This is a genomic window from Streptomyces sp. NPDC053474, from assembly GCF_044544845.1.
Taxonomy (GTDB): domain Bacteria; phylum Actinomycetota; class Actinomycetes; order Streptomycetales; family Streptomycetaceae; genus Streptomyces.
Genome location: NZ_JBITXV010000006.1, coordinates 223,962 through 244,772, shown reverse-complemented (window position 1 = coordinate 244,772; position 20,811 = coordinate 223,962). Strand labels below are relative to the sequence as shown.

At 71.7% G+C, this 20,811-nt stretch carries 18 protein-coding genes and 1 pseudogene; 12 read left to right on the top strand and 7 right to left on the bottom strand.

The window, feature by feature from the left end:
• Positions 1 to 20: 20 nt before the first annotated feature.
• Positions 21 to 296 carry a hypothetical protein gene (locus ACIG3E_RS16455; RefSeq protein ID WP_399616232.1) on the top strand — a complete coding sequence of 92 codons (276 nt, stop codon included), beginning with the start codon at positions 21 to 23 and terminating at the stop codon, positions 294 to 296.
• Between the two features lie 478 nt (positions 297 to 774).
• Positions 775 to 1,629, top strand: coding sequence for a hypothetical protein (locus ACIG3E_RS16450; RefSeq protein ID WP_399616230.1), 855 nt, complete (start codon positions 775 to 777; stop codon positions 1,627 to 1,629).
• A gap of 43 nt (positions 1,630 to 1,672) precedes the next feature.
• Here ACIG3E_RS16450 and ACIG3E_RS16445 read toward each other — a convergent pair whose 3' ends face one another.
• Together ACIG3E_RS16445 and ACIG3E_RS16440 are read right to left on the bottom strand one after the other, a co-directional pair.
• Positions 1,673 to 1,855, bottom strand: coding sequence for a hypothetical protein (locus ACIG3E_RS16445; RefSeq protein ID WP_399616228.1), 183 nt, complete (start codon positions 1,853 to 1,855; stop codon positions 1,673 to 1,675).
• A gap of 153 nt (positions 1,856 to 2,008) precedes the next feature.
• Positions 2,009 to 3,064 carry a fatty acid desaturase family protein gene (locus tag ACIG3E_RS16440; RefSeq protein ID WP_399616226.1) on the bottom strand — a complete coding sequence of 352 codons (1,056 nt, stop codon included), beginning with the start codon at positions 3,062 to 3,064 and terminating at the stop codon, positions 2,009 to 2,011.
• Positions 3,065 to 3,314: 250 nt separating this feature from the next.
• Between ACIG3E_RS16440 and ACIG3E_RS16435 the strand changes: the two genes are divergently transcribed.
• Positions 3,315 to 6,185: an SNF2-related protein gene (locus tag ACIG3E_RS16435; protein WP_399616224.1), complete on the top strand. Its 2,871-nt coding sequence runs from the start codon at positions 3,315 to 3,317 to the stop codon at positions 6,183 to 6,185.
• Positions 6,186 to 6,229: 44 nt separating this feature from the next.
• Positions 6,230 to 7,549, top strand: coding sequence for an SWF or SNF family helicase (locus tag ACIG3E_RS16430; protein ID WP_399616773.1), 1,320 nt, complete (start codon positions 6,230 to 6,232; stop codon positions 7,547 to 7,549).
• A gap of 111 nt (positions 7,550 to 7,660) precedes the next feature.
• Here the strand turns inward: ACIG3E_RS16430 and ACIG3E_RS16425 are convergent, their stop codons facing one another.
• Positions 7,661 to 7,948 (bottom strand): hypothetical protein, encoded by a 288-nt coding sequence (locus ACIG3E_RS16425; RefSeq protein ID WP_399616222.1) that lies wholly within the window; start codon positions 7,946 to 7,948, stop codon positions 7,661 to 7,663.
• Positions 7,949 to 8,045: 97 nt separating this feature from the next.
• On the opposite strand from ACIG3E_RS16425, the gene ACIG3E_RS16420 reads away from it, so the two are divergent.
• A complete protein-coding gene (locus ACIG3E_RS16420) occupies positions 8,046 to 9,404 on the top strand; it encodes an esterase-like activity of phytase family protein (protein ID WP_399616220.1) in 1,359 nt (452 codons plus the stop codon).
• A gap of 28 nt (positions 9,405 to 9,432) precedes the next feature.
• Here ACIG3E_RS16420 and ACIG3E_RS16415 read toward each other — a convergent pair whose 3' ends face one another.
• Together ACIG3E_RS16415 and xylA are read right to left on the bottom strand one after the other, a co-directional pair.
• Positions 9,433 to 9,735 (bottom strand): hypothetical protein, encoded by a 303-nt coding sequence (locus ACIG3E_RS16415; RefSeq protein ID WP_399616218.1) that lies wholly within the window; start codon positions 9,733 to 9,735, stop codon positions 9,433 to 9,435.
• A gap of 326 nt (positions 9,736 to 10,061) precedes the next feature.
• The gene (gene xylA, locus ACIG3E_RS16410) at positions 10,062 to 11,228 is read right to left on the bottom strand and encodes a xylose isomerase (protein WP_399616216.1); all 1,167 of its coding nucleotides are present in this window, start codon (positions 11,226 to 11,228) and stop codon (positions 10,062 to 10,064) included.
• Between the two features lie 252 nt (positions 11,229 to 11,480).
• Here xylA and xylB point away from each other — a divergent pair, with 252 nt between their 5' ends.
• From xylB to ACIG3E_RS16380, 6 genes are all read left to right on the top strand, one after another.
• Positions 11,481 to 12,932: a xylulokinase gene (xylB, locus tag ACIG3E_RS16405; protein WP_399616214.1), complete on the top strand. Its 1,452-nt coding sequence runs from the start codon at positions 11,481 to 11,483 to the stop codon at positions 12,930 to 12,932.
• On the top strand, positions 12,929 to 14,128 hold the full coding sequence (locus ACIG3E_RS16400) for an ROK family protein (protein WP_399616212.1): 1,200 nt from the start codon (positions 12,929 to 12,931) through the stop codon (positions 14,126 to 14,128). Before xylB ends, ACIG3E_RS16400 begins: the two co-directional genes overlap by 4 nt.
• A gap of 646 nt (positions 14,129 to 14,774) precedes the next feature.
• On the top strand, positions 14,775 to 15,131 hold the full coding sequence (locus tag ACIG3E_RS16395; RefSeq protein WP_399616210.1) for a hypothetical protein: 357 nt from the start codon (positions 14,775 to 14,777) through the stop codon (positions 15,129 to 15,131).
• Between the two features lie 181 nt (positions 15,132 to 15,312).
• Entirely contained in the window at positions 15,313 to 15,897 is a 585-nt protein-coding gene (locus tag ACIG3E_RS16390; RefSeq protein WP_399616771.1) for an N-acetylmuramoyl-L-alanine amidase, read from the top strand.
• 147 nt (positions 15,898 to 16,044) lie between these two features.
• On the top strand, positions 16,045 to 17,322 hold the full coding sequence (locus ACIG3E_RS16385; protein WP_399616208.1) for a GAF domain-containing protein: 1,278 nt from the start codon (positions 16,045 to 16,047) through the stop codon (positions 17,320 to 17,322).
• 136 nt (positions 17,323 to 17,458) lie between these two features.
• Positions 17,459 to 18,982, top strand: a complete 1,524-nt coding sequence (locus ACIG3E_RS16380; protein WP_399616206.1) for an aldehyde dehydrogenase family protein — start codon at positions 17,459 to 17,461, stop codon at positions 18,980 to 18,982.
• Positions 18,983 to 19,148: 166 nt separating this feature from the next.
• Here ACIG3E_RS16380 and ACIG3E_RS16375 read toward each other — a convergent pair.
• Positions 19,149 to 19,312, bottom strand: a pseudogene (locus ACIG3E_RS16375) (IS5/IS1182 family transposase); the annotation flags it as partial.
• A 138-nt stretch (positions 19,313 to 19,450) separates the two neighbouring features.
• On the opposite strand from ACIG3E_RS16375, the gene ACIG3E_RS16370 reads away from it, so the two are divergent.
• Complete coding sequence (locus tag ACIG3E_RS16370; protein ID WP_399616204.1) at positions 19,451 to 19,744, top strand: DUF1330 domain-containing protein; 294 nt, start codon at positions 19,451 to 19,453, stop codon at positions 19,742 to 19,744.
• Positions 19,745 to 19,790: 46 nt separating this feature from the next.
• On the opposite strand, the gene ACIG3E_RS16365 is transcribed toward ACIG3E_RS16370, so the two are convergent.
• A complete protein-coding gene (locus tag ACIG3E_RS16365; protein ID WP_399616202.1) occupies positions 19,791 to 20,735 on the bottom strand; it encodes a DUF4184 family protein in 945 nt (314 codons plus the stop codon).
• Positions 20,736 to 20,811 lie beyond the last annotated feature (76 nt).

Genomic DNA, 20,811 nt, shown 5'->3' with positions numbered 1-20,811 from the left:
TACGGGGGAAGGTGACCTGAATGTTCGACAGGATCCGCAAGCTCTGGAGGGTGGGCACGACGCCGGAGGACGACAAGCGTGCGCACAACCTCTTCGAAGCCGCCGCCGTCTACGTGGCGGCCTGCGCCGAGGACGACCAGGAGCAGATCGACGAGGCCGCGGGCTGGGTCTCGCCCGAAGCGCTGTCCTTCGGAGTGAACGAATTGGCCTGCCGGGCGGTCATCGCCCTCGCCCGGGAACACGACGAGTCGCCGGGCGCCGTGGCGCGTACGCTCCTCGGCCTGCCCGCCGCGTGACGTCGGTGTGGGAGAGGTCGGGGCAGCCGAGCGCCGTCCCGAGCGGAACGCCCGTCTCGGCGGCGTGGGCGAGCCGTTCACGGACCTCGCGCGGCGTGCGGGGCCGGTAGCCCGGACCCCATCCGCAGCAGTCCTGGCGGAAGCGCACGCCCGCCCTCAGGAGCGCTGACAGGGCACGCCAGGTGGCGATGTCCCGGCGCTTGGGCACGGCGAGCGCCGAGCCCGCGTCGATCAGCGGATCGCCGCACCGCGGGCAGACGTCGTGACGCACGCGCGCGTGGTCGGCCGACTTCTTGAACGACACGCGGCACGCGAGACACACGAAGTGCGAACTGGAACGGGACATGACACGCAGCGTAGAGGTCTCCCTCATCGGCGCACGAGCGGATTTTCCTGGTCACCGCCCCTCGACGACGCCTGGGGCCAGTGGTTAGGGTGCGCCGTCGGAGAAACAAGTGGGCACTGATGGGAGGCCTGCATGGCCGGAACGGACGACGCCGTCACCGCCGATGACGACGCGCTCTACGTGCTCACGGCGGTCCTGCTGACGCCCGCGAAGTTCCCCAGCGTGCTCGGGGACGACTATCCGGAGGCGTGTGCGGCTCTCGGCCTGCCGCCGGTGGCCGCCGGATACGGCTTGGTGCTCGGCCAGGACGGCTCCGGCGCACGGTGGACGGTCGTGACCGACGACGTCTCGCTCGTCGCCGTCGCGATCGCGGCCTGGGACTGCGGGATGGAGTACGACCTGTCACCGGGCGAGCGCACCGTGGTCGAGGCGCTGCCGGGCTGGCCGCTCGCGGTGGCCGTGGCCGCGCCGGGCGTGCCCGCGCCGCACGACCCGGAGCCCGAGCCCGGCCGCCCCCACCGCGCTCCCTTGTCGCCACCGGGGGCGGATGCGTGGGGGCCCGCGCAGCGACGTCTCGGCGCCGACGAGATCGCTCTGCAGTGGGCGGCCTGGCGGGAGCAGATCGACGATGCCGACTTCGCGACGGACAGCGAGGCCGGGGCCGAGCAGCCCCAGGACGGCTCTCAGCCGGCCGCCCCCGAGGCCGCGCACGCCGAGCCGCTGACGGGCGTACGCCGCGTCCTCGCCGAAGTACGCGCCTACGTGGATACGCCGCCGCCCTTGGGCCGGGTCCGGTCGTCGTTCGCCTCAGGGGAGGCCCGCACCCTGCGAGCCGACGGTCCCGGCTGGTCCATGGTGGCCAGGACCGACGACATCGCGTTCGTCCTGCTCGACGAGGAGCCTGGCGAGGTGCTTCCGGTGGGGCGCGGTCCAGAGCTCCCCGGGCTCCTCGCGGCGCTCGACAGGATGGCGGTACGCCCCTCCTAGGAGGGGTGGTTCCCCAGGGCGGCGACTGCCCGACCGCCTCCGCTCAGCGGCCGAGCTCCTTGCGGCTGACCCGGCGCAGCCTGCGCCGCTGTGAGGGGTCCAGTGTCAGATAGGCCGCCGCCGGAACGCCGATCACGATCAGGAAGGCGGCCCACCAGGGCAGCCAGATCAGCAGGAAGAGCCCTACAGCCACGCCTCCCGCGGCGATCTTCGCATTCTTCGACATGTCCATCGCCTCCTTCGCGGCTGTTGCCGCTCTCTGCCCTGAGAAACGGGATCGGCCCCGCGCCAAGTTCCAGGACGCGCCCCTGACCGATCCCTGAGGTGCGACCCCGAGGGAACCCTGAGTCATGCCCCGGGCTCCCCGGCGGCCTCGGAGTCACTCGGCCCTGAGCGGCTCTCCCACCTCGTGCATGTGGCGGAGTACCTGCCGGTAGGAATCGATCAGGCAGGTCTCTGCGTAAGGCATACCCACAGCATGGCAGTGCGCGCGGACAAGCGGCTGGGCGAGCCGCAGATGCGGGCGCGGCATGCTCGGGAAGAGGTGGTGCTCGATCTGGTAGTTGAGGCCGCCGAGGAGCCAGTCGGTGACCTCACCACCGCGGATGTTCCGGGAGGTGAGCACCTGCCGCTGGAGGTGCCCCCAGCGCTCGCCGTCCGGGTCGGGCATTTCCATGCCCTTGTGGTTGGGCGCGAAGGCCATGCCCAGGTGCAGGCCGAACAGGGCCTGGTGGAGGGCGGCGAACGCGAGGGCGTGCCCCAAAGGCATCGCGGCCAGGAGCAGGGCCCCGTAGCCCACGAGGTGAGCCACCAGGAGGGCGCCTTCCACCACGCGGCCGCGCGGGCTCTGGCGACGTAGGTCCCGGAAGCCGTACACCTTCATGGCGATGCCCTGGAGCAGGGTGAGCGGGAAGAACAGCCAGGCCTGATGGCGGGTGAGCCAGCGCCGGAAGCCCACGCGGACCCTGGCCTGCTTGCTGGTGAACACCAGGACGTCGGCTGCGACGTCAGGGTCCTTCTCGATGTGGTTGGGGTTGGCGTGGTGGCGGTTGTGCTTGTCGTTCCACCAGCTCACGCTCATGCCCAGCAGGAGGTTGCCGTGGAAGAGGCCGATGAGCCGGGCGGCCGCGCGGTTGCCGGTTATCTGGGAGTGCCCGGCGTCGTGGCCGATGAACGCGGTGCGCACGCACAGCACGGACAGAACGGGTGCCAGCAGCAGCACCCACCAGGTGTGCCCCAGGGCGAACACGCCCGTCGCCACCGCCGTCAGTGCCGCCGCGTTGACGATCATGGTGCGGGCGTACCAGCCGGTGCGCCGCTCCAGGAGCCCCTGGGACTTGACGGTGCGCAGCAGCGGAGCGAAGTCGCTTCCGGCAGGCGACTGCCGGGGCGCACGCGCGGGACGGTCCGCGACGGCTGTGCTTGCCTGGGGCATGGGTCGGTTCTCCGGCTTCCACGAGGATGGGCTGACCTGAGAAAACCTATGAATCAGTGACCGTTGGCAACCATGGCGCCACCACCCGTATCGACAGGGGTGCCAGCAGGGGGCCGGAGGGGTGCTGGATACACCCTCGCCACGGCGAGTGATCGGGATCACGGCTGAACGAGGCCCGGATGGCCGGAAACGTGTTGTACTCTCGGCCGCTCCGGTCTCATTAGTCAAATTTGAGGAATGCGCCATCGCTGTGCACAGGCTCCCCGCTGTCACTCCCTCCGAGATCTCAGAACTCTCCCAGTGCTCCGTCGTGTTCGTGCCCGGTGACCCCGGGCGGACCGGACATGTCGCCTTCTGGCACCCGGACGGCGACGCTCCGCCCGCCCCGGCCGCGGGCTCAGTCCAGGACCTGACCGTCGCGTTGCCGGACGACGACGGTGTCCGTCTGCACGTCGTCCCGGCGGTGCTGCTCCCGGTACGGGTCGCGCTGCCCGTTCTGACCCGGGTGCGGGCCACCTCCGGGGCTCATGCCACCGCCGTCTTCTGGGGCACGGCCGCCGTGCTCGCGCTGCAACTGGCCGCCCGGGGGCTGCTGCTGCCCGGCCTGACCGACAGCGACCACGACGCCTGGCGCGCGGGTCCGCTCGGCACCGGGGATCTGGAGCGGCTGCGTGAGCTCGCCGCCGCGATGCCGCCCGCGGCGCACACGGTCCCACTCGACGGTGCCGTGCCACCGCGGCTGCCCGCGCCGGAGCGGCTGCTGCGCCAGTTCCTGGACGCGGTCGCCGACACGCTGCCCCGCTCCCCCGCCGCCGTACCGGCCGCGGGCCACCGGGCCTTCGCCGCACCCGAGCCCCAGCACGTGCCGGAGCAGCGCCCCTGGGCCACGGACGTCGCGGCCGGGCACGACGCGGGCGTGCGGATCTCGCTGCGGGTGGAGGTCCCCGGTCTCCTTGCCGAGGCCTCCCAGGAGACCCGGCTGCCGTTCCGGGCCGTAGTGCAGATCCACAGTGTCAGCGACCCCTCGCTCGTCGCCGACGCCGCAGAGGTGTGGTCCGGCTCCGGCGCCGCGGCGGAGGCCTTCGGTCCGCGTGCGCGCATGGACGCGCTCTTGGCCCTGCGGCGGGCCACGCGCGCGTGGGCACCGCTCGGCCCGTTGCTTCAGGCGACGGTCCCCGACGCCATCGAGCTGGCCGACGAAGAGGTCACCGCTCTGCTCGGCGAGGGCGCGCGCGTGCTCGCCGTGGCAGGCGTCGACGTGCACTGGCCGAGGGAACTCGCGCGCAGCCTCACCGCCCGCGCCGTGATCGGCCCGTCCGACGGCGAGGCCCCGCAGGGCCCCGACAAGCTGACATCGGACACGCCGTCCTACCTCTCCGCGGACGCGCTGCTCGCTTTCAACTGGCGCTTCGCCCTGGGTGACCAGGAGTTGAGCCGTGAGGAACTCGACCGGCTCGCGGAGTCCAACCGGCCCGTGGTCCGGCTGCGCGACCAGTGGGTCCTCATCGACCCCGAGGAGGCGCGCCGGGCCCTCGCCCAGCAGGACCGCAAGGTCACGCCCATCGACGCGCTGAGCGCCGCGCTGACGGGCACCACGGACGTGGACGGCCGTCGCGTCGACGTGCAGCCGACCGGATGGCTCGCGACGCTGCGCGAGCGCCTCGCGGACCCGGAGGGCATGGAGCCCGTCGGACAGCCCGCCGCGCTGGCCGCCGACCTGCGCGACTACCAGCTGCGCGGCCTCAACTGGCTGGCCCGGATGACCTCCTTGGGGCTCGGCGGCTGTCTCGCCGACGACATGGGCCTCGGCAAGACCATCACCCTGATCTCGCTGCATCTCCACCGCCAGAGCGACGAGGCCACGACGGGCCCCACCCTGGTCGTGTGCCCGACGTCTTTGATGGGCAACTGGCAGCGGGAGATCCAGAAGTTCGCGCCCGGCACGGCGGTGCGCCGTTTCCACGGGGCTCAGCGCGGTCTGGAGGACCTCGCCGCGGGCGAGTTCGTCCTGACCACCTACGGGACGATGCGGCTCGACGCGGAGCGGCTCAACGCGGTCGACTGGGGTCTGGTGGTCGCCGACGAGGCCCAGCACGTCAAGAACCCCTACTCCGCGACGGCCAAGCAGCTGCGGGCCATCGGCGCACGCGCGCGTGTGGCGCTCACCGGCACGCCGGTCGAGAACAACCTCTCCGAGCTGTGGGCGATCCTCGACTGGACCACCCCGGGGCTGCTCGGCAAGCTCAGCACCTTCCGCACCCACTACGCCCAGGCCGTCGAGGGCGGCACGGACCCGGCCGCGGCGGAGCGGCTCGCCAAGCTGGTGCGGCCCTTCCTGCTGCGCCGCCGCAAGTCCGACCCGGGCATCGCCCCAGAGCTGCCGCCCAAGACGGAGACCGACCGCGCGGTGTCGCTCAGCACCGAACAGACCGGCCTCTACGAAGCGGTGGTGCGCGAGGCGCTCGCGGAGATCTCCGGTGCGGACGGCTTCGCCCGCCGCGGTCTGATCGTCAAGCTGTTCACCGGCCTGAAGCAGATCTGCAACCACCCCGCGCAGTACCTCAAGGAGGACGCGCCGCGCCTCACCGGCCGCTCGGGGAAGCTGGAGCTCCTGGACGAGCTGCTCGACACGATCCTGGCGGAGGACGCGAGCGTGCTCGTGTTCACCCAGTACGTGCAGATGGCCCGGCTCATCGAACAGCACCTGGCGGCGCGCGGCGTCCCCACCCAGTTCCTGCACGGCGGCACGCCGATCGCCGAACGCGAGGCGATGGTGCAGCGCTTCCAGGACGGCGACGTACCGGTCTTCTTGCTGTCGTTGAAGGCGGCAGGCACCGGCCTGAACCTCACGCGGGCCGAGCACGTCGTTCACTACGACCGCTGGTGGAACCCGGCCGTCGAGGCGCAGGCCACCGACCGCGCCTACCGCATCGGGCAGACGCAGCCCGTCCAGGTCCACCGTCTGATCGCGGAGGGCACCATCGAGGACCGCATCGCCGAGATGCTGCTGCGCAAGCGCGAGTTGGCCGACGCCGTCCTGGGCTCCGGCGAGGCGGCCCTGACCGAGTTGACCGACGCCGAGCTGACCGACCTGGTGGAGCTGCGAGGGGGCGCGCGATGAGCGACGCGTACGACGAGGCGTCCTCAGGGGCGCACGGGGGCGGCATGAGCGACAACGACGGGAGTGACCATTTGACGCAGTACGACGGCGGGTCGGCGACGGGGGACGGGGAGCGGACCTTCGCCGCCCTGCCGCCCGCGCACGGGCGGGGCTTCGCCCAGACGTGGTGGGGTCTCGCCTGGCTCCAGGCCCTGGAGGACACGGCTCTGGACACCGCGCAGCTCAAGACGGGCCGCAGGCTGGCGCGTGCGGGAGCCGTGGGCGCGGTCTCCGTACGCCCCGGCCGCATCACGGCCGTCGTCCAGGACAAGGACGGCACACCGCGCCGCTCGGACGTCCTCCTACAGCGGCTGAGCCCACAGGAATGGGACCGCTTCCTGGACATGGCCGTCGAGCGGGCCGGGCACATCGCCGCCCTGCTCGACCGGGACATGCCGCCCCACCTGGTAGAGGACGCGGCGGCAGCGGGCGTCGACCTCCTGCCGGGCATCGGCGACCTGGAGCCCGAGTGCGACTGCGAGGCGTGGGACCACTGCGGCCACACGGCCGCCCTCTGCTACCAAGTGGCGCGGCTGCTCGACCAGGACCCGTTCGTCCTGCTCCTGATGCGGGGCCGCGGCGAGCGTGAGCTCCTCGACGAGCTACAGGTCCGCAGCGTCGCGCACATGGGCCTCGAAGAGCCTGCTCGGGCGGAGCCCGCCGACACCCTCCAGGAGGGCGTGGACGCCGCCCAGGCGTACGCGGACGGGCTGATCCTGCCTCCGCTGCCCGAACTGCCTCCGCTGCCCGCAGAGCCGGGTCTACCGCCGTCCCTCGACACGGAGACGGAGCCGGCGCCCGGCGTCGACGTACCGGCGCTCGCCTTCCTCGCGGCCCGCGCGGCGGCCGAGGCGCACCGGCTGCTGGCCGAGGCCCTCTCCCTCGGGCACGAAACGCTGCCCGTCGAGGCCGAGTTGGCGCTCAGCGAGGACGCCGTGCGGCTCGCGACGGCCGCGCCCGCGACGATCGGCGCCCGGCTCGCGGACGGCTCCGGCAGGGACGGTGACGGGCTCGCGCGTGCCGTACGGGCCTGGGAGTACGGCGGGCTGGCCGCGCTCACCGTGCTTGAGGAGGAGTGGGCTCCGGAGGGCGAGGCCCTGGCACGCGCGCGTGCCGCGCTCGACGCGGCGTGGGACGAGGACGAGCGGCCGACGCTGCGGGCCGCGCGCAACCACTGGACGGTCGTCGGCGCCGATGCCCAGCTCCGCCAGGGGCACGACGGCCGCTGGTGGCCGTACCGCAAGGAGCGCGGTCGCTGGGTGCCCGCGGGCCCGGCGGCCCACGACCCGGCGACCGCCCTGGCCGTGGTGACGGTCGGCGAGTGACCCCTTCGGCCCGAGGTTCCGCTCGGCTGGCTGAAACGTGTACGGCGACACCGGCGTATCCACGGGGTGCGCCGTGTGCGCCGGGAACACTGGGACACGCACTCGCCCCGGTCAGGGATTGAGCAAGGTCACGACGTCGAGGACCGTGGAGACGCCGGTGCAGCCGAGCGGATCCAGACGAAAGGGGATGACGAGGTAGGTGTCCCGCCGCTGTTGATCGGCTGGTGATGTCCGACGGCGCCTCCTGCCCCTCGCGGGAGGCGCCGTCGGCGCGTCACGGATGTCCGGCCCGGGCAGCACACCGGGCACGCCGCCGAGCCTCGGGATCCAGGCGTCGGAACGCGGACCTTGGAACACGGGCCACGGAAACGCGATCTGCACGATCAGCACGCGATTCATCCACAGGACTCCTGGTAGTTCACTCTCACGACACTTGGCGTTCGTGAGAGCGACTGAAGGTGGCGCCGTTACCGATCTCGTGCCCCAGGAGGCTCCGATGTCCGCGCCCGCCGCCGGTCAGCGCCGTGTCCGTCGATCCACCGCTGTCGGCGTGCCGCTCGCCCTGCTCACCGCTCTCGCGGTCAGCGGCACCGCCATCGGCACCCCCGCCGACTCCGGGCACCAGGGAGGTGCCGCACGCGTCACCGCCCAGGCCACTCTGGGCGACATCCCTCTGGGCACATTCAGCAACCGTCTGCTGCCCGGCACGGTGCGCGACGACCGTGGTGTCGATCTCGGGGGCATAGGCAGCGACATCTACCCGGCAGGTCGCAAGGGCGAGTTCTGGACGGTCACCGACCGGGGGCCGAACGGGCAGATCAAGGTCGACGGCAAGAAGCGCCGGACCTTCCCCGTCCCCGGCTTCGACCCGGCGATCGTGAAGATCCGGGTGTCCGGCCGTTCGGTGAAGGTCATCGACGCCCTGCCGATCACCACGCGCTCCGGGAAGCCGGTCACCGGGCTGCCCAACCAGGAGGGGCGCGATGAGGCCCCGTACTCCTACGACGCCGCCAAGCCGCTCACCTACGACCCGAACGGCCTGGACACCGAGGGCATCGTCCGCGCCGCGGACGGCAGCTTCTGGCTGGTCGACGAGTACGGACCGTCGCTGGTGCACGTCTCCGCGCGCGGGAAGGTCATCAAGCGCTACGTCCCCCAGGGGCTGAAACTGCGCGGCGCGGACTATCCGGTCGCCGAGGCGCTGCCGGAAGTGCTGCTGCACCGGAAGGTCAACCGCGGCTTCGAAGGACTCGCACAACTGCCCGGCGGCGACCTGGTGATGGCCGTGCAGAGCCCGCTGTCGCTGCCGGACCAGGAAGCGGGAGAAGGCTCGCGCACGGTCCGGCTCCTCCGCTTCTCCCCGGGCAAGCAGGCGATCACGGCCGAGTACGCGTACCGCTTCGACCCGGTGGGTGTCGTGGAACCCGGGCAGGACGACACGTCCGAGCTGAAGATCTCCTCCCTCGTAGCAGTCGGCCGCGATCGCCTGCTCGTGGAGGAGCGCACCGACAAGGCGGCCCGGTTGCAGCTCGTGCGCCTGGACCGGCGCGCGAACATCCTCGGCAAGAAGTGGGACAACACCGCGACGCGCCCCTCCCTGGAGCAGCTCGACGACCCCCGGGCCGCGGGCGTACCGGTGCTGCGCAAGCGCCTGGTCGTGAACCTCGGCGCCCTCAAGGGGGTGCCCGGCAAGGTCGAAGGGGTGGCCCTGGTCGACCGCCGCACGCTGGCCCTCATCAATGACAACGACTTCGGGATGACGGACGGCCCCGAGGCGTTCGACAAGAACGGCCGCCTCGTCGACAGCGGGGTGGAGACCTCCGTGACGTACGTGCGGCTCCCCCGCGCCCTGTAGCCGCCCTGGCCTCAGGACGGCGGGGCCTTCACGGTACTTCGTTGCCCGCGGGTGTCTGCAGGAGCGACTCGAGGTCGCTCGGCAGCCCTGTGGGCAGCGTCGGGAAGTCGCTGGGCAGCTCCGTGGGCAGCCCTGTGGGGAGCTGACTGGGGAAGTCGCTCGGCAGGCGCGTGGGGAGCTGCGTCGGGATGCTCAGGGAGGGCGTGGGGCGGGTCTCGCTGCTCTTGGTGCTCTCCGAAGGCCGTTTGTCGTCAGGGGAGTCGTCACTCGCGGTGGCGACGAGGACCACGACGACGATCACCCCGACCGCCACGAGGGCGGCGAGCAGCATGAACAGGCCGTTGCGCCGCCCGGGCGGTCTCCCCTCGGGCGGCGGCTGCCACCCGCCGCCTCCGGGAGGCGGCCCGTACCCTCCGGGCGGCGTACCGAAGCCGTCGCCCGGAGGTCCGAAACCGCCACTCCCTGGAGGCGGGCCGAAGCCACCGCCTCCAGGAGGGACATCACCGGGCGGACGAGGAGGCGGCGGTACCGGCGGCATGGTCATACCGTAAAGAGACACCTCGAACCGGTCATGACGCGACCCCCGCGCGGGAGTTGATACACACACGGGCTACGGAACGGATGGTTCCGGCACCCCACGCCCTGGCGGGTCGGTCGTCAGCCCCGCGCTCCCAGTAGGTGGTCCATGGCCAGCTGGTCGAGCCGCTCGAAGGCCATTCCGCGCGCGGCCGCCGCTGCCACGTCGAACTCCTCATAGGCGCCGCGGTCGGCGAGCAGCGCCGCCAGGCCGTCGTCGGCCGTGGGCTGCGCCAGTTCGTGCAGACGCGCGTCCCGCAGTGCCTGGTGCACCTCCGGGTCGGCGCGGAAGGCCGTCGCGCGCTCGCGCAGGATCAGGTAGTTGCGCATGCAGCCCGCGGCGGACTCCCACACGCCCGCGTCGTCCTCGGTGCGCGGCGGCTTGAAGTCGAAGTGGCGCGGCCCGTCGTAATCGCTGGTCTCCAGGAGGTCGACCAGCCAGAAGGCGCTGCGCAGGTCTCCCGCGCCGAACCGCAGGTCCTGGTCGTACTTGATGCCGTTCTGGCCGTTGAGGTCGATGTGGAAGAGCTTGCCCGCCCACAGGGCCTGCGCGATGCCGTGCGGGAAGTTCAGGCCCGCCATCTGCTCGTGGCCCACTTCGGGGTTGACGCCGTAGAGCTCGGGCCTCTCCAGGCGCTCGATGAACGCGAGGGCGTGTCCCACGGTGGGCAGCAGGATGTCACCGCGCGGCTCGTTCGGCTTGGGCTCGATCGCGAAGCGCAGGTCGTACCCCTGCTCGGTCACATAGGCGCCGAGCAGGTCGAAGGCCTCCTTCAGCCGGTCCAGCGCGCCCCGCACGTCCTTGGCCGCGCCGGACTCGGCGCCTTCCCTCCCGCCCCAGGCGACGTAGGTGTGCGCGCCGAGTTCGACGGCGAGGTCGATGTTCCGGATCGTCTTGCGCAGCGCGTATCTGCGGACGTCCCGGTCGTTGGCCGTGAACGCGCCGTCCTTGAAGACGGGGTGCGCGAACAGGTTGGTGGTCGCCATCGGGACGACGAGTCCAGTGGCGTCCAGGGCCGCGCGGAAGCGCTTCACGTGGGTGGCGCGATCCGCCTCGGAGGCACCGAACGGGATGAGGTCGTCGTCGTGGAACGTCACTCCGTAGGCACCGATTTCCGCGAGGCGGCGTACCGCGTCGGCCGGGTCGAGCGGCGCCCTGGTGGCCTCACCGAAGGGGTCCCGGCCCTGCCAACCGACGGTCCACAGACCGAAGCTGAACTTGTCCTCAGGGGTGGGCTGATAGCTCATGTGCGGCTCCTCGACGGCTCCGGGGCTATTCGTAATGGCGATTGACATATTAGTATCCTCACGCGCCGCTGAGAAGGCCGAGGCCCGCATCGGGTATTTCTGAGCGGGTACGCCCGGGGCGGGTACCTCTGCGCGGCACGCCCGGGGCAGAAGCACCTCCCAGGGGTGGGCACATCCCGGCGGGACGGACCGTGTGCTGGGTGAGAGCCCGGCACTCCCGAGGAGCGCAGAGCAGCGGAAACGGAGAAGCCGATGTCGTCAGCGCCAGCAGCCGAGGGCCCCCTTGTCGTCGGTGTGGACAGTTCCACACAATCCACCAAGGTCCTGGTCGTCGACGCGGCCACGGGGCAGGTCGTCGCCAGCGGTCAGGCACCGCACACGGTCACCTCGGGCTCGCGGAGGGAGAGCGATCCGGAGCAGTGGTTCAGCGCCCTGGGTGACGCGCTGCGCCAGTGCGGTACCTACGCGCGCGAGGCCGCCGCCGTGTCGGTCGCCGGACAGCAGCACGGCCTCGTCACGCTCGACGAGCGTGGCAGGCCAGTGCGCCCCGCGCTGCTCTGGAACGACGTGCGGTCCGCGCCGCAGGCCCGGCGGCTCGTGGAGGAACTGGGCGGCGCCAAGGCATGGGCCGACCGCGTCGGCAGCGTGCCCGGGCCGTCCTTCACCGTCACCAAGTGGGCCTGGCTCGCCGAGCACGAGCCGACGTCGGCCCGCGCGACCGCCGCCGTACGGCTCCCCCACGACTACCTCACGCAGCGCCTCACCGGCTCCGGCACCACGGACCGGGGCGACGTCTCCGGCACGGGCTGGTGGGCGTCCGCCACCGAGTCGTACGACGAGGACATCCTTGGTCTCGTGGGCCTCGACCCCGCGACGCTGCCCCGCGTGGCACTCCCCGGAGAGGTCGTCGGCACCGTACGCGGCGGTGCTGAACTGCCCTTCTCCCAAGGCACACTGGTCGCGCCCGGCACCGGCGACAACGCGGCGGCCGCCCTGGGACTCGGCCTGCGCCCCGGCACCCCCGTGCTCAGCCTCGGCACGTCCGGCACGGTGTACGCGGCCTCCGAGCACCGCAGTACGGATCCGACGGGCACGGTCGCCGGGTTCGCCGACGCGCGCGGCGCCTGGCTGCCGCTCGCCTGCACGCTCAACTGCACCCTGGCCGTCGACCGCGTGGCCGCCCTCCTGAGCCTGGGACGCGACGCTGTGGAGTCCGGCGGGTCCGTCACCCTGCTTCCGTACCTCGACGGCGAGCGCACCCCGAACCTGCCGCACGCCTCGGGCCTGCTGCACGGGCTGCGCCACGACACGACACCGGGCCAGATCCTGCAGGCGGCCTACGACGGGGCGGTCCACGCGCTCCTGGGCGCCCTGGACGCCGTCCTCGACGCGGACGCGGACCGTTCGCGGCCACTGCTCCTCATCGGCGGCGGAGCACGCGGCACGGCGTGGCAACAGACCGTACGGCGCCTGTCCGGCCGCCCCGTCCAGATTCCCGAGGCACGTGAACTCGTCGCACTCGGCGCCGCCGCGCAGGCGGCTGGCCTGCTGACGGGCGAGGATCCGGCGGCGGTCGCACGCCGCTGGAACACCGCGCGCGGGCAGGTGTTCGACGCCGTGGACCGGGACGAGGCAGCGCTCTCCAGGATCGCGGACGCACTCCGCGACGCGGCTCCCCTGCTGGACGGGGACGCCACAGCATGAGCACATCGCCCCACACGACGCGCCCTGGAGCGTCCGGCGCCCGGCTGCCCGACACCCAGCAGGGCATGCGTCGCCGCAACCTCGCGCGCGTGATGCACACGGTCGCCGCGCACGGACCGCTGTCGCGTGCTTCCGTGGCCTCCCGGATCGGCCTGACGCGGGCAGCCGTGTCCACGCTCGTGGACGAACTGGTCCGCTCGGAGCTTCTGGAAGAGTTGGGCCCCGAGCGCCCCGGCAGGGTGGGCCGCCCCGGTTCCGCGCTCGCCGTCAGCGCGCGAGGGCCCGTCGGCATCGGAGCGGAGGTGGGCGTCGACCATCTCGCCGTGTGCGCGGTCGACCTGCGCGGCGACGTACGCGCGCGTACGCAGCGACGGGTCGGCAACCGAGGGCGCGCGCCCGAGCCCGTGCTCGCGGACCTCGCCTCCCTGATCCGCGAGGTCACGCAGAACGCCGAGCGGGCGGGGCTGCGTCCGGCAGGTCTGGCCGTCGCGGTGCCCGGCCTGGTCGCCCGCGACAGCCACACCGTCGTGCATGCCCCCAACCTCGACTGGCACCACACCGACATCGGTACGCTCCTGGCGTCGGAGCTGCCCTTGACCGTCGACAACGAAGCCAACTACGGCGCCCTGGCGGAACTGTGGCTCGGCGACGGCGTGCCGGACGACTTTCTGCACGTCTCCGCTGAGATCGGCATCGGCGCGGCGCTCGTGGTCGACGGAATGCTGCTGCGCGGCAGCCGGGGCTTCGCGGGCGAGCTGGGGCACGTGCCCGTTCGCCCCGACGGGACGACGTGCGCGTGCGGCGGACGCGGGTGCCTGGAGCAGTACGCGGGCGAGGAAGCAATGCTGCGCGCCGCGGGGCTGCCGCCGGGGCCGGACAGGGTCAGCCTGCTCGTCGAACGCGCCACCGCTGGCGAAGAAGAGGTTCTCGGGGCGCTGCGCGACGCCGGAACCGCGCTGGGGATCGCGCTCACCGGGGCTGTCAATCTCCTCGACCCCCAGACGATCGTGCTCGGCGGCGCCTTGCCCCGTCTCGCCCCGTGGCTGCTGCCCTGTCTGGAAGACGAGTTGGGGCAGCGCATCACAGGCCCTGGTTGTGCCGTCGCCGTCTCTGGCCTCGGCTCGGAGGGGCCGCTGCTGGGGGCGGCGCACTCTGTGGTGCGGGCGGTGCTCGACGATCCGGCGGGGGTGGCGTAGCCCCATCAGATCCGGCCGGGCGAGGCCCGGCTGACTCCAGGCCCTCCGAGCGTCCGCTGCCGGGCCGTTTCGGCACGCCTCGGTACGGAATGTCCCGACGCAACCTATCCCTGCCCTTCCGGCATGCTCCGCCGAGGCTTGGGGCGATCCTCCGGTCTCCCTGTCCCCCACACGAGTGGTCAAGTTTTCCACAGCCACCGTGCCGTACACAGATGCGCTGCGGGCACTTCCACCTCAATCGCCAACGCACGTACGGTGATTCACGTGAGCCGAGCGCTCCGCGGACGGCGGGGCAAAGCCACGATGATCGGGGGATTCGCATGCCAGGAATTCGCGTGCCGAGGATGCGCACGTCGAGGATTCACACCTCGCGGTTGCACGCGTCGGGGTTTCACACGTCAGGGGAAATCAAGCCGGGAGCGGCGCGTCAGCTCCACCGAGGTCTGGCTGGAAGTGTCACCCTCGTGCCCGCGACGGCGCGTGCGGGTCCGCCTCACGAACCGGATCCACCGCACGAACCGGATCCACCGCACGCCCAGTTCCACGGCATGAACCGGATCTACCGCATGAACAGGACCTACCGCAGGCCATCGACCGACCGTACGCACGACCTACAGCCACACGGCCCAGAGCGGAGCACCACCCCATGACCCCTCTGCCTCTGCTCGGCACCCGTCCCCGGCTGAACGGTGACACCTGGACGCTCAGCGGTGCACCGCGCCTCGCCGCCACAACTCCCGACACCTCGCCCGATCCGTACATCGCGGTCGCTCCGCACACACCCTTCACTCCGGGCGCCAAACCCGCCTCGCTCACCGAGCTCGACCTCCCCCAACAACCCGCACAAGATTTCGACTTCAGCAATCTGGACGTGCTTCAGCCCGCCGCTCACACTGTGCAAACGACCGTGGCGAACGATCCCCACACGAACCACACGCGCGTGGCGAGGCTCCGCAAGGAGCTGCCGCACCGTCGCGACCATGCCGCGCGCCACGAGATATGAAGCTCTGCCTGCAGGATCCGGCCTTCCACGCACCCTGAGACGCGCCCACCGCGCAGTCCAGCCACTCCCCCCACCGAGAGGCAGAACAGCCATGGATCAAGCAAGTGAACGAGCTGCGCACGAGACGCCGGACGCGCCGGGCGACAGCACTCGACCACCGGCGCCACGCCGGGCAAGACTCCTGCCCAGCAGGCGCCGCATCCTCCAGGGCGCGGCACTCGCCGCCGTGCCTTCGGCCCTGCTGACGTCCCCCCACGCCGTGGCGGAGACACGACGCGCGGCCGCCTACCCGCCCGTCGAGTGGGCACCGGCCAGCTCCTCGAACTACACCGCTTCCAACCGCCCCAGCAGCTACCCCATCACCTACGTCGTCGTACACGTCACCCAGGAGACGTACGCCGACACGCTGGCCATCTTCAAGAACCCGGCGAAGAAGGTGTCCGCGCACTACGTGGTCCGCTCGGCGGACGGACACATCGCACAGTGCGTCAGCGAGCGCAACGTCGCCTGGCACGCGGGCAACTGGACCTACAACACGCGCAGCATCGGCATCGAGCACGAGGGATGGGTGGATCAACCGGAGTACTTCACCGACGCGATGTACGAGCAGTCCGCCCTCCTCACAGCGGCGATCTGCGACAAGTACGCCATCCCCAAGGACCGCCAGCACATCATCGGCCACGTCGAGGTCCCCGGCACCGACCACACGGATCCCGGACGCTACTGGGACTGGTCGCGCTACATCCGCATGGTCAACTCCGTCTGACGGCCACAGACGACCGCTGACGGCCACTGACTGCCGCGAAAGACCGGCCGCCGGGGGCGCGCGGGCGCTTGTCGGCTTCTGATCCCGGGGTGACGATGGCAGCACCGCGCCGCTGTCATCGCCGTCACCACCGTCCGGGAGGCCGACTTGACCGATCCATGGGTGGCCCTCGAGCCCGGCGCCGACCCCGCCGAGCGGGTTCGCACGATACGTCGGGCCCATGAGCGGTTCACCGCGGCGGGGACCGTCGCCCGCCCGGTGCGCTCCGCGGTGGCCGACTCGTGGCGTCGTTCGGCACGGGCCCAGGTCAGTCCCGCGGGCACCGGGGCGTCGGTGGAGCTGACGGCCGGGGACCTGGGCGCCTATCGGGCGGAGCATCCGCTGTCACGGGTGATGCCGCTGTTCCGGGAGTTGATGGGCGGCTTCGCCAAGGACGGCGAGCATCTGCTCGCGGTGTGCGACGCGCACGGCAGGCTGTTGTGGGTCGAGGGACACACCACGACCCGGGCGCAGGCGGGGCGGATGAACTTCGTGCCGGGCGCGCGTTGGGCGGAGTCGGCGATGGGGACCAACGCACCGGGGACGGCTGTGGCCGTCGACCGGCCGGTGCAGGTGTTCGCCACGGAGCACTTCGTCCGGGAGGTCCAGTCGTGGACGTGTGCGGCCGCACCGGTGCACGACCCGCGCACCGGGCGGCTGCTCGGGGCCGTCGACGTGACCGGCGGGGACGGCCTCGCCCATCCGCACAGCCTGGCGTTCGTCCAGGCGGTGGCGCGGGCCGCGGAGTCCCAACTGGCCTTGCTCGCACCCGAGGTGGACCCCGCGGACACCTTGGAGCTGACGGCGCTCGGCCGGGACGAGGCCTTGGTTCTCGTGGGCGGACGCAAGCGGCGCCTGAGCCGACGGCACAGCGAGATCATGGTGGTGCTGGCCAGGCACCCCGAGGGCCTCACCGGGGACGAACTGCTGTGCGCGCTGTACGAGGACGAGGCGGTGACGCCGGTGACGTTGCGGGCGGAGCTGACGCGGCTGCGGCAGGTGCTGGGCCCTGAGGTGCTGCGGTCGCGGCCGTACCGCCTCGCGGTGCCGGTCACGTCGGATGCGGACGTGGTGGAGCGGCGGCTGGGGTGCGGGGCGGTGACGGCGGCGTTCTCCGTCTATGCGGGGCCGCTGTTGCCGGGGGCCCAGGCGCCCGCGGTGGTGCGGTTGCGGCGGCGGCTCGCGGACCAGATGCGGGCGGCGCTGATCGTCCGCGGCGATCCGGACCTGCTGTCGGACTGGGCGCACGCGCCGTGGGGCGAGGACGACGTGGAGGTGTGGCGGGCCCTGGCCGCGGTGCGCCCGACGCCGCCGGTGCTGGCCCGCGTGCGGTCGCTCGACCAGGAGCTCACGGCGGACGGCTTCGACCCCACGCGGCGACCGTAGGTCCACGGCACGGCGTACGCCCACCACCGGAGCCCGGGCACTACGGGCGGCACGCAACGTACTTGCAACCTCGCCCTCCGTACGCTCCCGCCGAGAGCTGCCCAACGGCGGGCAGCGTGTCCGGGGAGGCAGTCACATGGCCCGTTACGCGGCGCCCGGTACCGAGGGCGCGGTCGTGTCCTATCAGGCCAGGTACGACCACTTCATCGGGGGCGAGTACGTGTCGCCGGCGCGGGGGCAGTACTTCGAGAACCCGAGCCCGGTCAACGGGCAGCCGTTCACGGAGATCGCCCGAGGGACGGCCGAGGACGTGGAGCGGGCACTGGACGCGGCGCACGCCGCCGCGCCCGCGTGGGGGCGTACCTCCCCCGGTGAGCGCGCGGCCGTCCTGCGGCAGATCGCGGACCGCATGGAGGCCAACCTCGAGCAGTTGGCGGTGGCGGAGAGCTGGGAGAACGGCAAGCCGGTGCGGGAGACGCTGGCGGCGGACATTCCGCTCGCCATCGACCACTTCCGGTACTTCGCGGGGGTGATCCGCGCGCAGGAGGGGACGCTCAGCGAGGTCGACGACGACACGGTGGCGTACCACTTCCACGAGCCGCTCGGTGTGGTGGCGCAGATCATTCCGTGGAACTTCCCGATCCTCATGGCGACGTGGAAGCTGGCGCCCGCGCTCGCGGCAGGCAACGCCGTGGTGCTCAAGCCCGCCGAGCAGACCCCGGCGTCGATCCATGTGTGGCTGAGCCTGGTGAGCGACCTGCTGCCGCCGGGTGTGGTGAACGTGGTCAACGGCTTCGGCGTCGAGGCGGGCAAGCCGCTGGCGTCCAGCCCGCGGGTGGCGAAGGTCGCGTTCACCGGCGAGACCACGACGGGGCGGTTGATCATGCAGTACGCCTCGGAGAACATCAAGCCGGTCACGCTGGAGCTCGGCGGGAAGAGCCCGAACATCTTCTTCGACGACGTCTGGGCGGCCGACGACGACTTCCGCGACAAGGCCCTCGAAGGCTTCACGATGTTCGCGCTCAACCAGGGCGAGGTCTGCACCTGTCCCTCGCGGGCGCTCGTCCAGCGCGGGAACTACAGCGAGTTCCTGGAGGCGGCGGTCGCCCGCACCGAGCTGATCAAGCCGGGCCACCCGCTGGACACGGACACGATGATCGGCGCCCAGGCCTCCAACGACCAGCTGGAGAAGATCCTCTCCTATCTGGACATCGGCCAGCAGGAGGGCGCGAAGATCCTCACCGGTGGCCAGCGCATCGAGTACGACGGCGAGTTGGCGGGCGGCTGGTACGTACAGCCGACGATCTTCGAGGGCGACAACCGGATGCGGATCTTCCAGGAGGAGATCTTCGGCCCGGTCGTCTCGGTCGCGTCGTTCAACGACTTCGACGACGCCATCAAGATCGCCAACGACACCCTGTACGGCCTCGGCGCGGGCGTGTGGACGCGGGACATCAACACCGCGTACCGCGCTGGACGTTCGATCCAGGCGGGGCGCGTCTGGACGAACTGCTACCACGCCTACCCGGCGCACGCCGCCTTCGGCGGTTACAAGCAGTCCGGCATCGGCCGCGAGACGCACAAGATGATGCTGGAGCACTACCAGCAGACCAAGAACCTCCTGGTGTCGTACTCGCCGAAGAAGCTCGGCTTCTTCTAGAGTCCTGAGAGCCTGAGAGAAGGCGTCTGAGCTGGTCTTTTGCCGGTCAGGCGCCTTCTTCTCCGCCCGGTCAGCGCAGAGGCCAATTCATGCCACAGTCAACCGGTCGACGTCGGGCCGAATCGTTTGATGTGGGTACGCGGCTGCGCACGGGCGGGGGCGCGGCGGCGCGCACCTGCTTGTGGGGCTTGTTGTGCGCCTGCTTCCAGTCGGGAAGTTCTTCGTCTGCGCGGCGCCGGTGGGGCATCAAGAGGTGGAGTACCGGTAACTCCTCGGCTGTTCAGCCGCCTTGTGGTCGCGGGTGGGTACCAGGGTTCCATCTACGATGAGCTCCCTGATGTCGCACCAAGGTCACCACCTTGCCGAACTGGCGCGGACTCAGCCCGCTGAAGGGAGCTGTCCGCCTGCCGACGCTCGGCCGAGACCAACCCGTAAGACAGATGCACTCATCCCCACACTGGAGGTTCCATGCCCAAGGGCTACTGGGTCAGCGTCTACCGCACCATTTCAGACCCTGAGAAGCTGGCCGCCTACAACAAGCTGGCTCCTCCGGCCGTTCAGGCCGGGGGCGGTCGGACCCTCGTGGTCGGCGGCCGGGTCGTGGCGCGTGACGCCGGAATCGCCGAGCGCACCGTCCTGGTCGAGTTCGACAGCTTCGAGCAGGCCGTTGCGGCGTACGAGAGTGCGGCCTACCAGGAGGCGCTGGTCGCCCTGTCCGACGGCGTCGAGCGCGACTTCCGCATCGTCGAAGGCATTGACTGACCGAGGTCCAGTCGGATCTCGCTGAGGTCCACCCTCTTGGCCTTCATCAGCATCGCGGGACGCCTGACCGCCCCTCCGACCTGGGGCTGTGGGCCGGGGTCGCACGTCGCCGGGTGTGCCAGGCGGCGCCGTACAGCAGCAGGGCGACGGCGAAGGAGGCGCCCGCTGTCTTGGCCGCGGGTGTCAGGACCTCCTCGGCGAGCGTGCCCCACGGGGTCTCGACCGTCCTGCTGGGATAGGAGGTCTCGGTCGCGCCGTCGCCGAGGTCGCGCGTGATCGGGCGGCTGTAGTCGTACACGGTCTCGTAGCGGTGGGTCTCGAAGTCGTCGCGGGCCTGTGCGGCGCCGCCCAGCGCGGCGGCTGTCGTCAGCGCGGCGACCACGCTCCAGCGCAGGGCGGGACGCAGGCGGGCGGTGGTGTCCGCCCGCGAGGCGCGCGCCCGGCTGCGGTGGCGCCAGAGGTACGCGCCGACGGCCACCAGGCCGACGACGGTACTCGCGTACTGAAGCAGCCGGGCGAGCGACAGGCCTCCCAGGGCGGGCTCGCGCAGCAGTGCCACATGCGTGACCCAGTACCCGTCGGCGTGGGTGAAGGAGTCCCACACCTGGTGCGAGGCGATGCCGATGAGCGCCGACAGCAGGAGCCACAGTGCGTGGCGCGGCCTGCCCCGCACGCCATCCGCCAGTCCGGGGTCGGGCAGGGCGCGGTCGGCGGGGAGCAGGGCGGTGATCGGTCGGCGCAGCAGCGCGTAGGCGGCAAGCAGGCAGAGCGTGAAGAACAGGTCGACGCCCAGGCCCCAGCCGGGCGAGTGCGTGGTCGTGGCGTTGAGGAGGGGCTCGTGCCAGTCCGTGGAGCGGGTCGCGGTCAGACCGAGGGCGCCCAGGAGGTAGGGGGCGTCGGGGGCCATTGCGCCCGCGAGCAGGGCTGACGGGACGAACGGGTGGCGCAGCAGGGGAAGGACGGCGGCGGGGTGGGACAAGGTGAACGGCAAGGTGAGCTCTCTTTGCTCTGCGGGAGGGACGCAGTCCCGTCCGCGTGGCGCTGGGGCTGTCGCGGAGCGAGGGCGC

Bases quoted from the DNA above. Each gene is read 5' to 3' on its own strand.
- ACIG3E_RS16455 (WP_399616232.1), top strand. From the start codon at position 21: ATGTTCGACAGGATCCGCAAGCTCTGGAGGGTGGGCACGACGCCGGAG.
- ACIG3E_RS16450 (WP_399616230.1), top strand. From the start codon at position 775: ATGGCCGGAACGGACGACGCCGTCACCGCCGATGACGACGCGCTCTAC.
- ACIG3E_RS16445 (WP_399616228.1), bottom strand. From the start codon at position 1,855: ATGTCGAAGAATGCGAAGATCGCCGCGGGAGGCGTGGCTGTAGGGCTC.
- ACIG3E_RS16440 (WP_399616226.1), bottom strand. From the start codon at position 3,064: ATGCCCCAGGCAAGCACAGCCGTCGCGGACCGTCCCGCGCGTGCGCCC.
- ACIG3E_RS16430 (WP_399616773.1), top strand. From the start codon at position 6,230: ATGAGCGACAACGACGGGAGTGACCATTTGACGCAGTACGACGGCGGG.
- ACIG3E_RS16425 (WP_399616222.1), bottom strand. From the start codon at position 7,948: ATGAATCGCGTGCTGATCGTGCAGATCGCGTTTCCGTGGCCCGTGTTC.
- ACIG3E_RS16420 (WP_399616220.1), top strand. From the start codon at position 8,046: ATGTCCGCGCCCGCCGCCGGTCAGCGCCGTGTCCGTCGATCCACCGCT.
- ACIG3E_RS16415 (WP_399616218.1), bottom strand. From the start codon at position 9,735: ATGCTGCTCGCCGCCCTCGTGGCGGTCGGGGTGATCGTCGTCGTGGTC.
- xylA (WP_399616216.1), bottom strand. From the start codon at position 11,228: ATGAGCTATCAGCCCACCCCTGAGGACAAGTTCAGCTTCGGTCTGTGG.
- xylB (WP_399616214.1), top strand. From the start codon at position 11,481: ATGTCGTCAGCGCCAGCAGCCGAGGGCCCCCTTGTCGTCGGTGTGGAC.
- ACIG3E_RS16400 (WP_399616212.1), top strand. From the start codon at position 12,929: ATGAGCACATCGCCCCACACGACGCGCCCTGGAGCGTCCGGCGCCCGG.
- ACIG3E_RS16395 (WP_399616210.1), top strand. From the start codon at position 14,775: ATGACCCCTCTGCCTCTGCTCGGCACCCGTCCCCGGCTGAACGGTGAC.
- ACIG3E_RS16380 (WP_399616206.1), top strand. From the start codon at position 17,459: ATGGCCCGTTACGCGGCGCCCGGTACCGAGGGCGCGGTCGTGTCCTAT.
- ACIG3E_RS16370 (WP_399616204.1), top strand. From the start codon at position 19,451: ATGCCCAAGGGCTACTGGGTCAGCGTCTACCGCACCATTTCAGACCCT.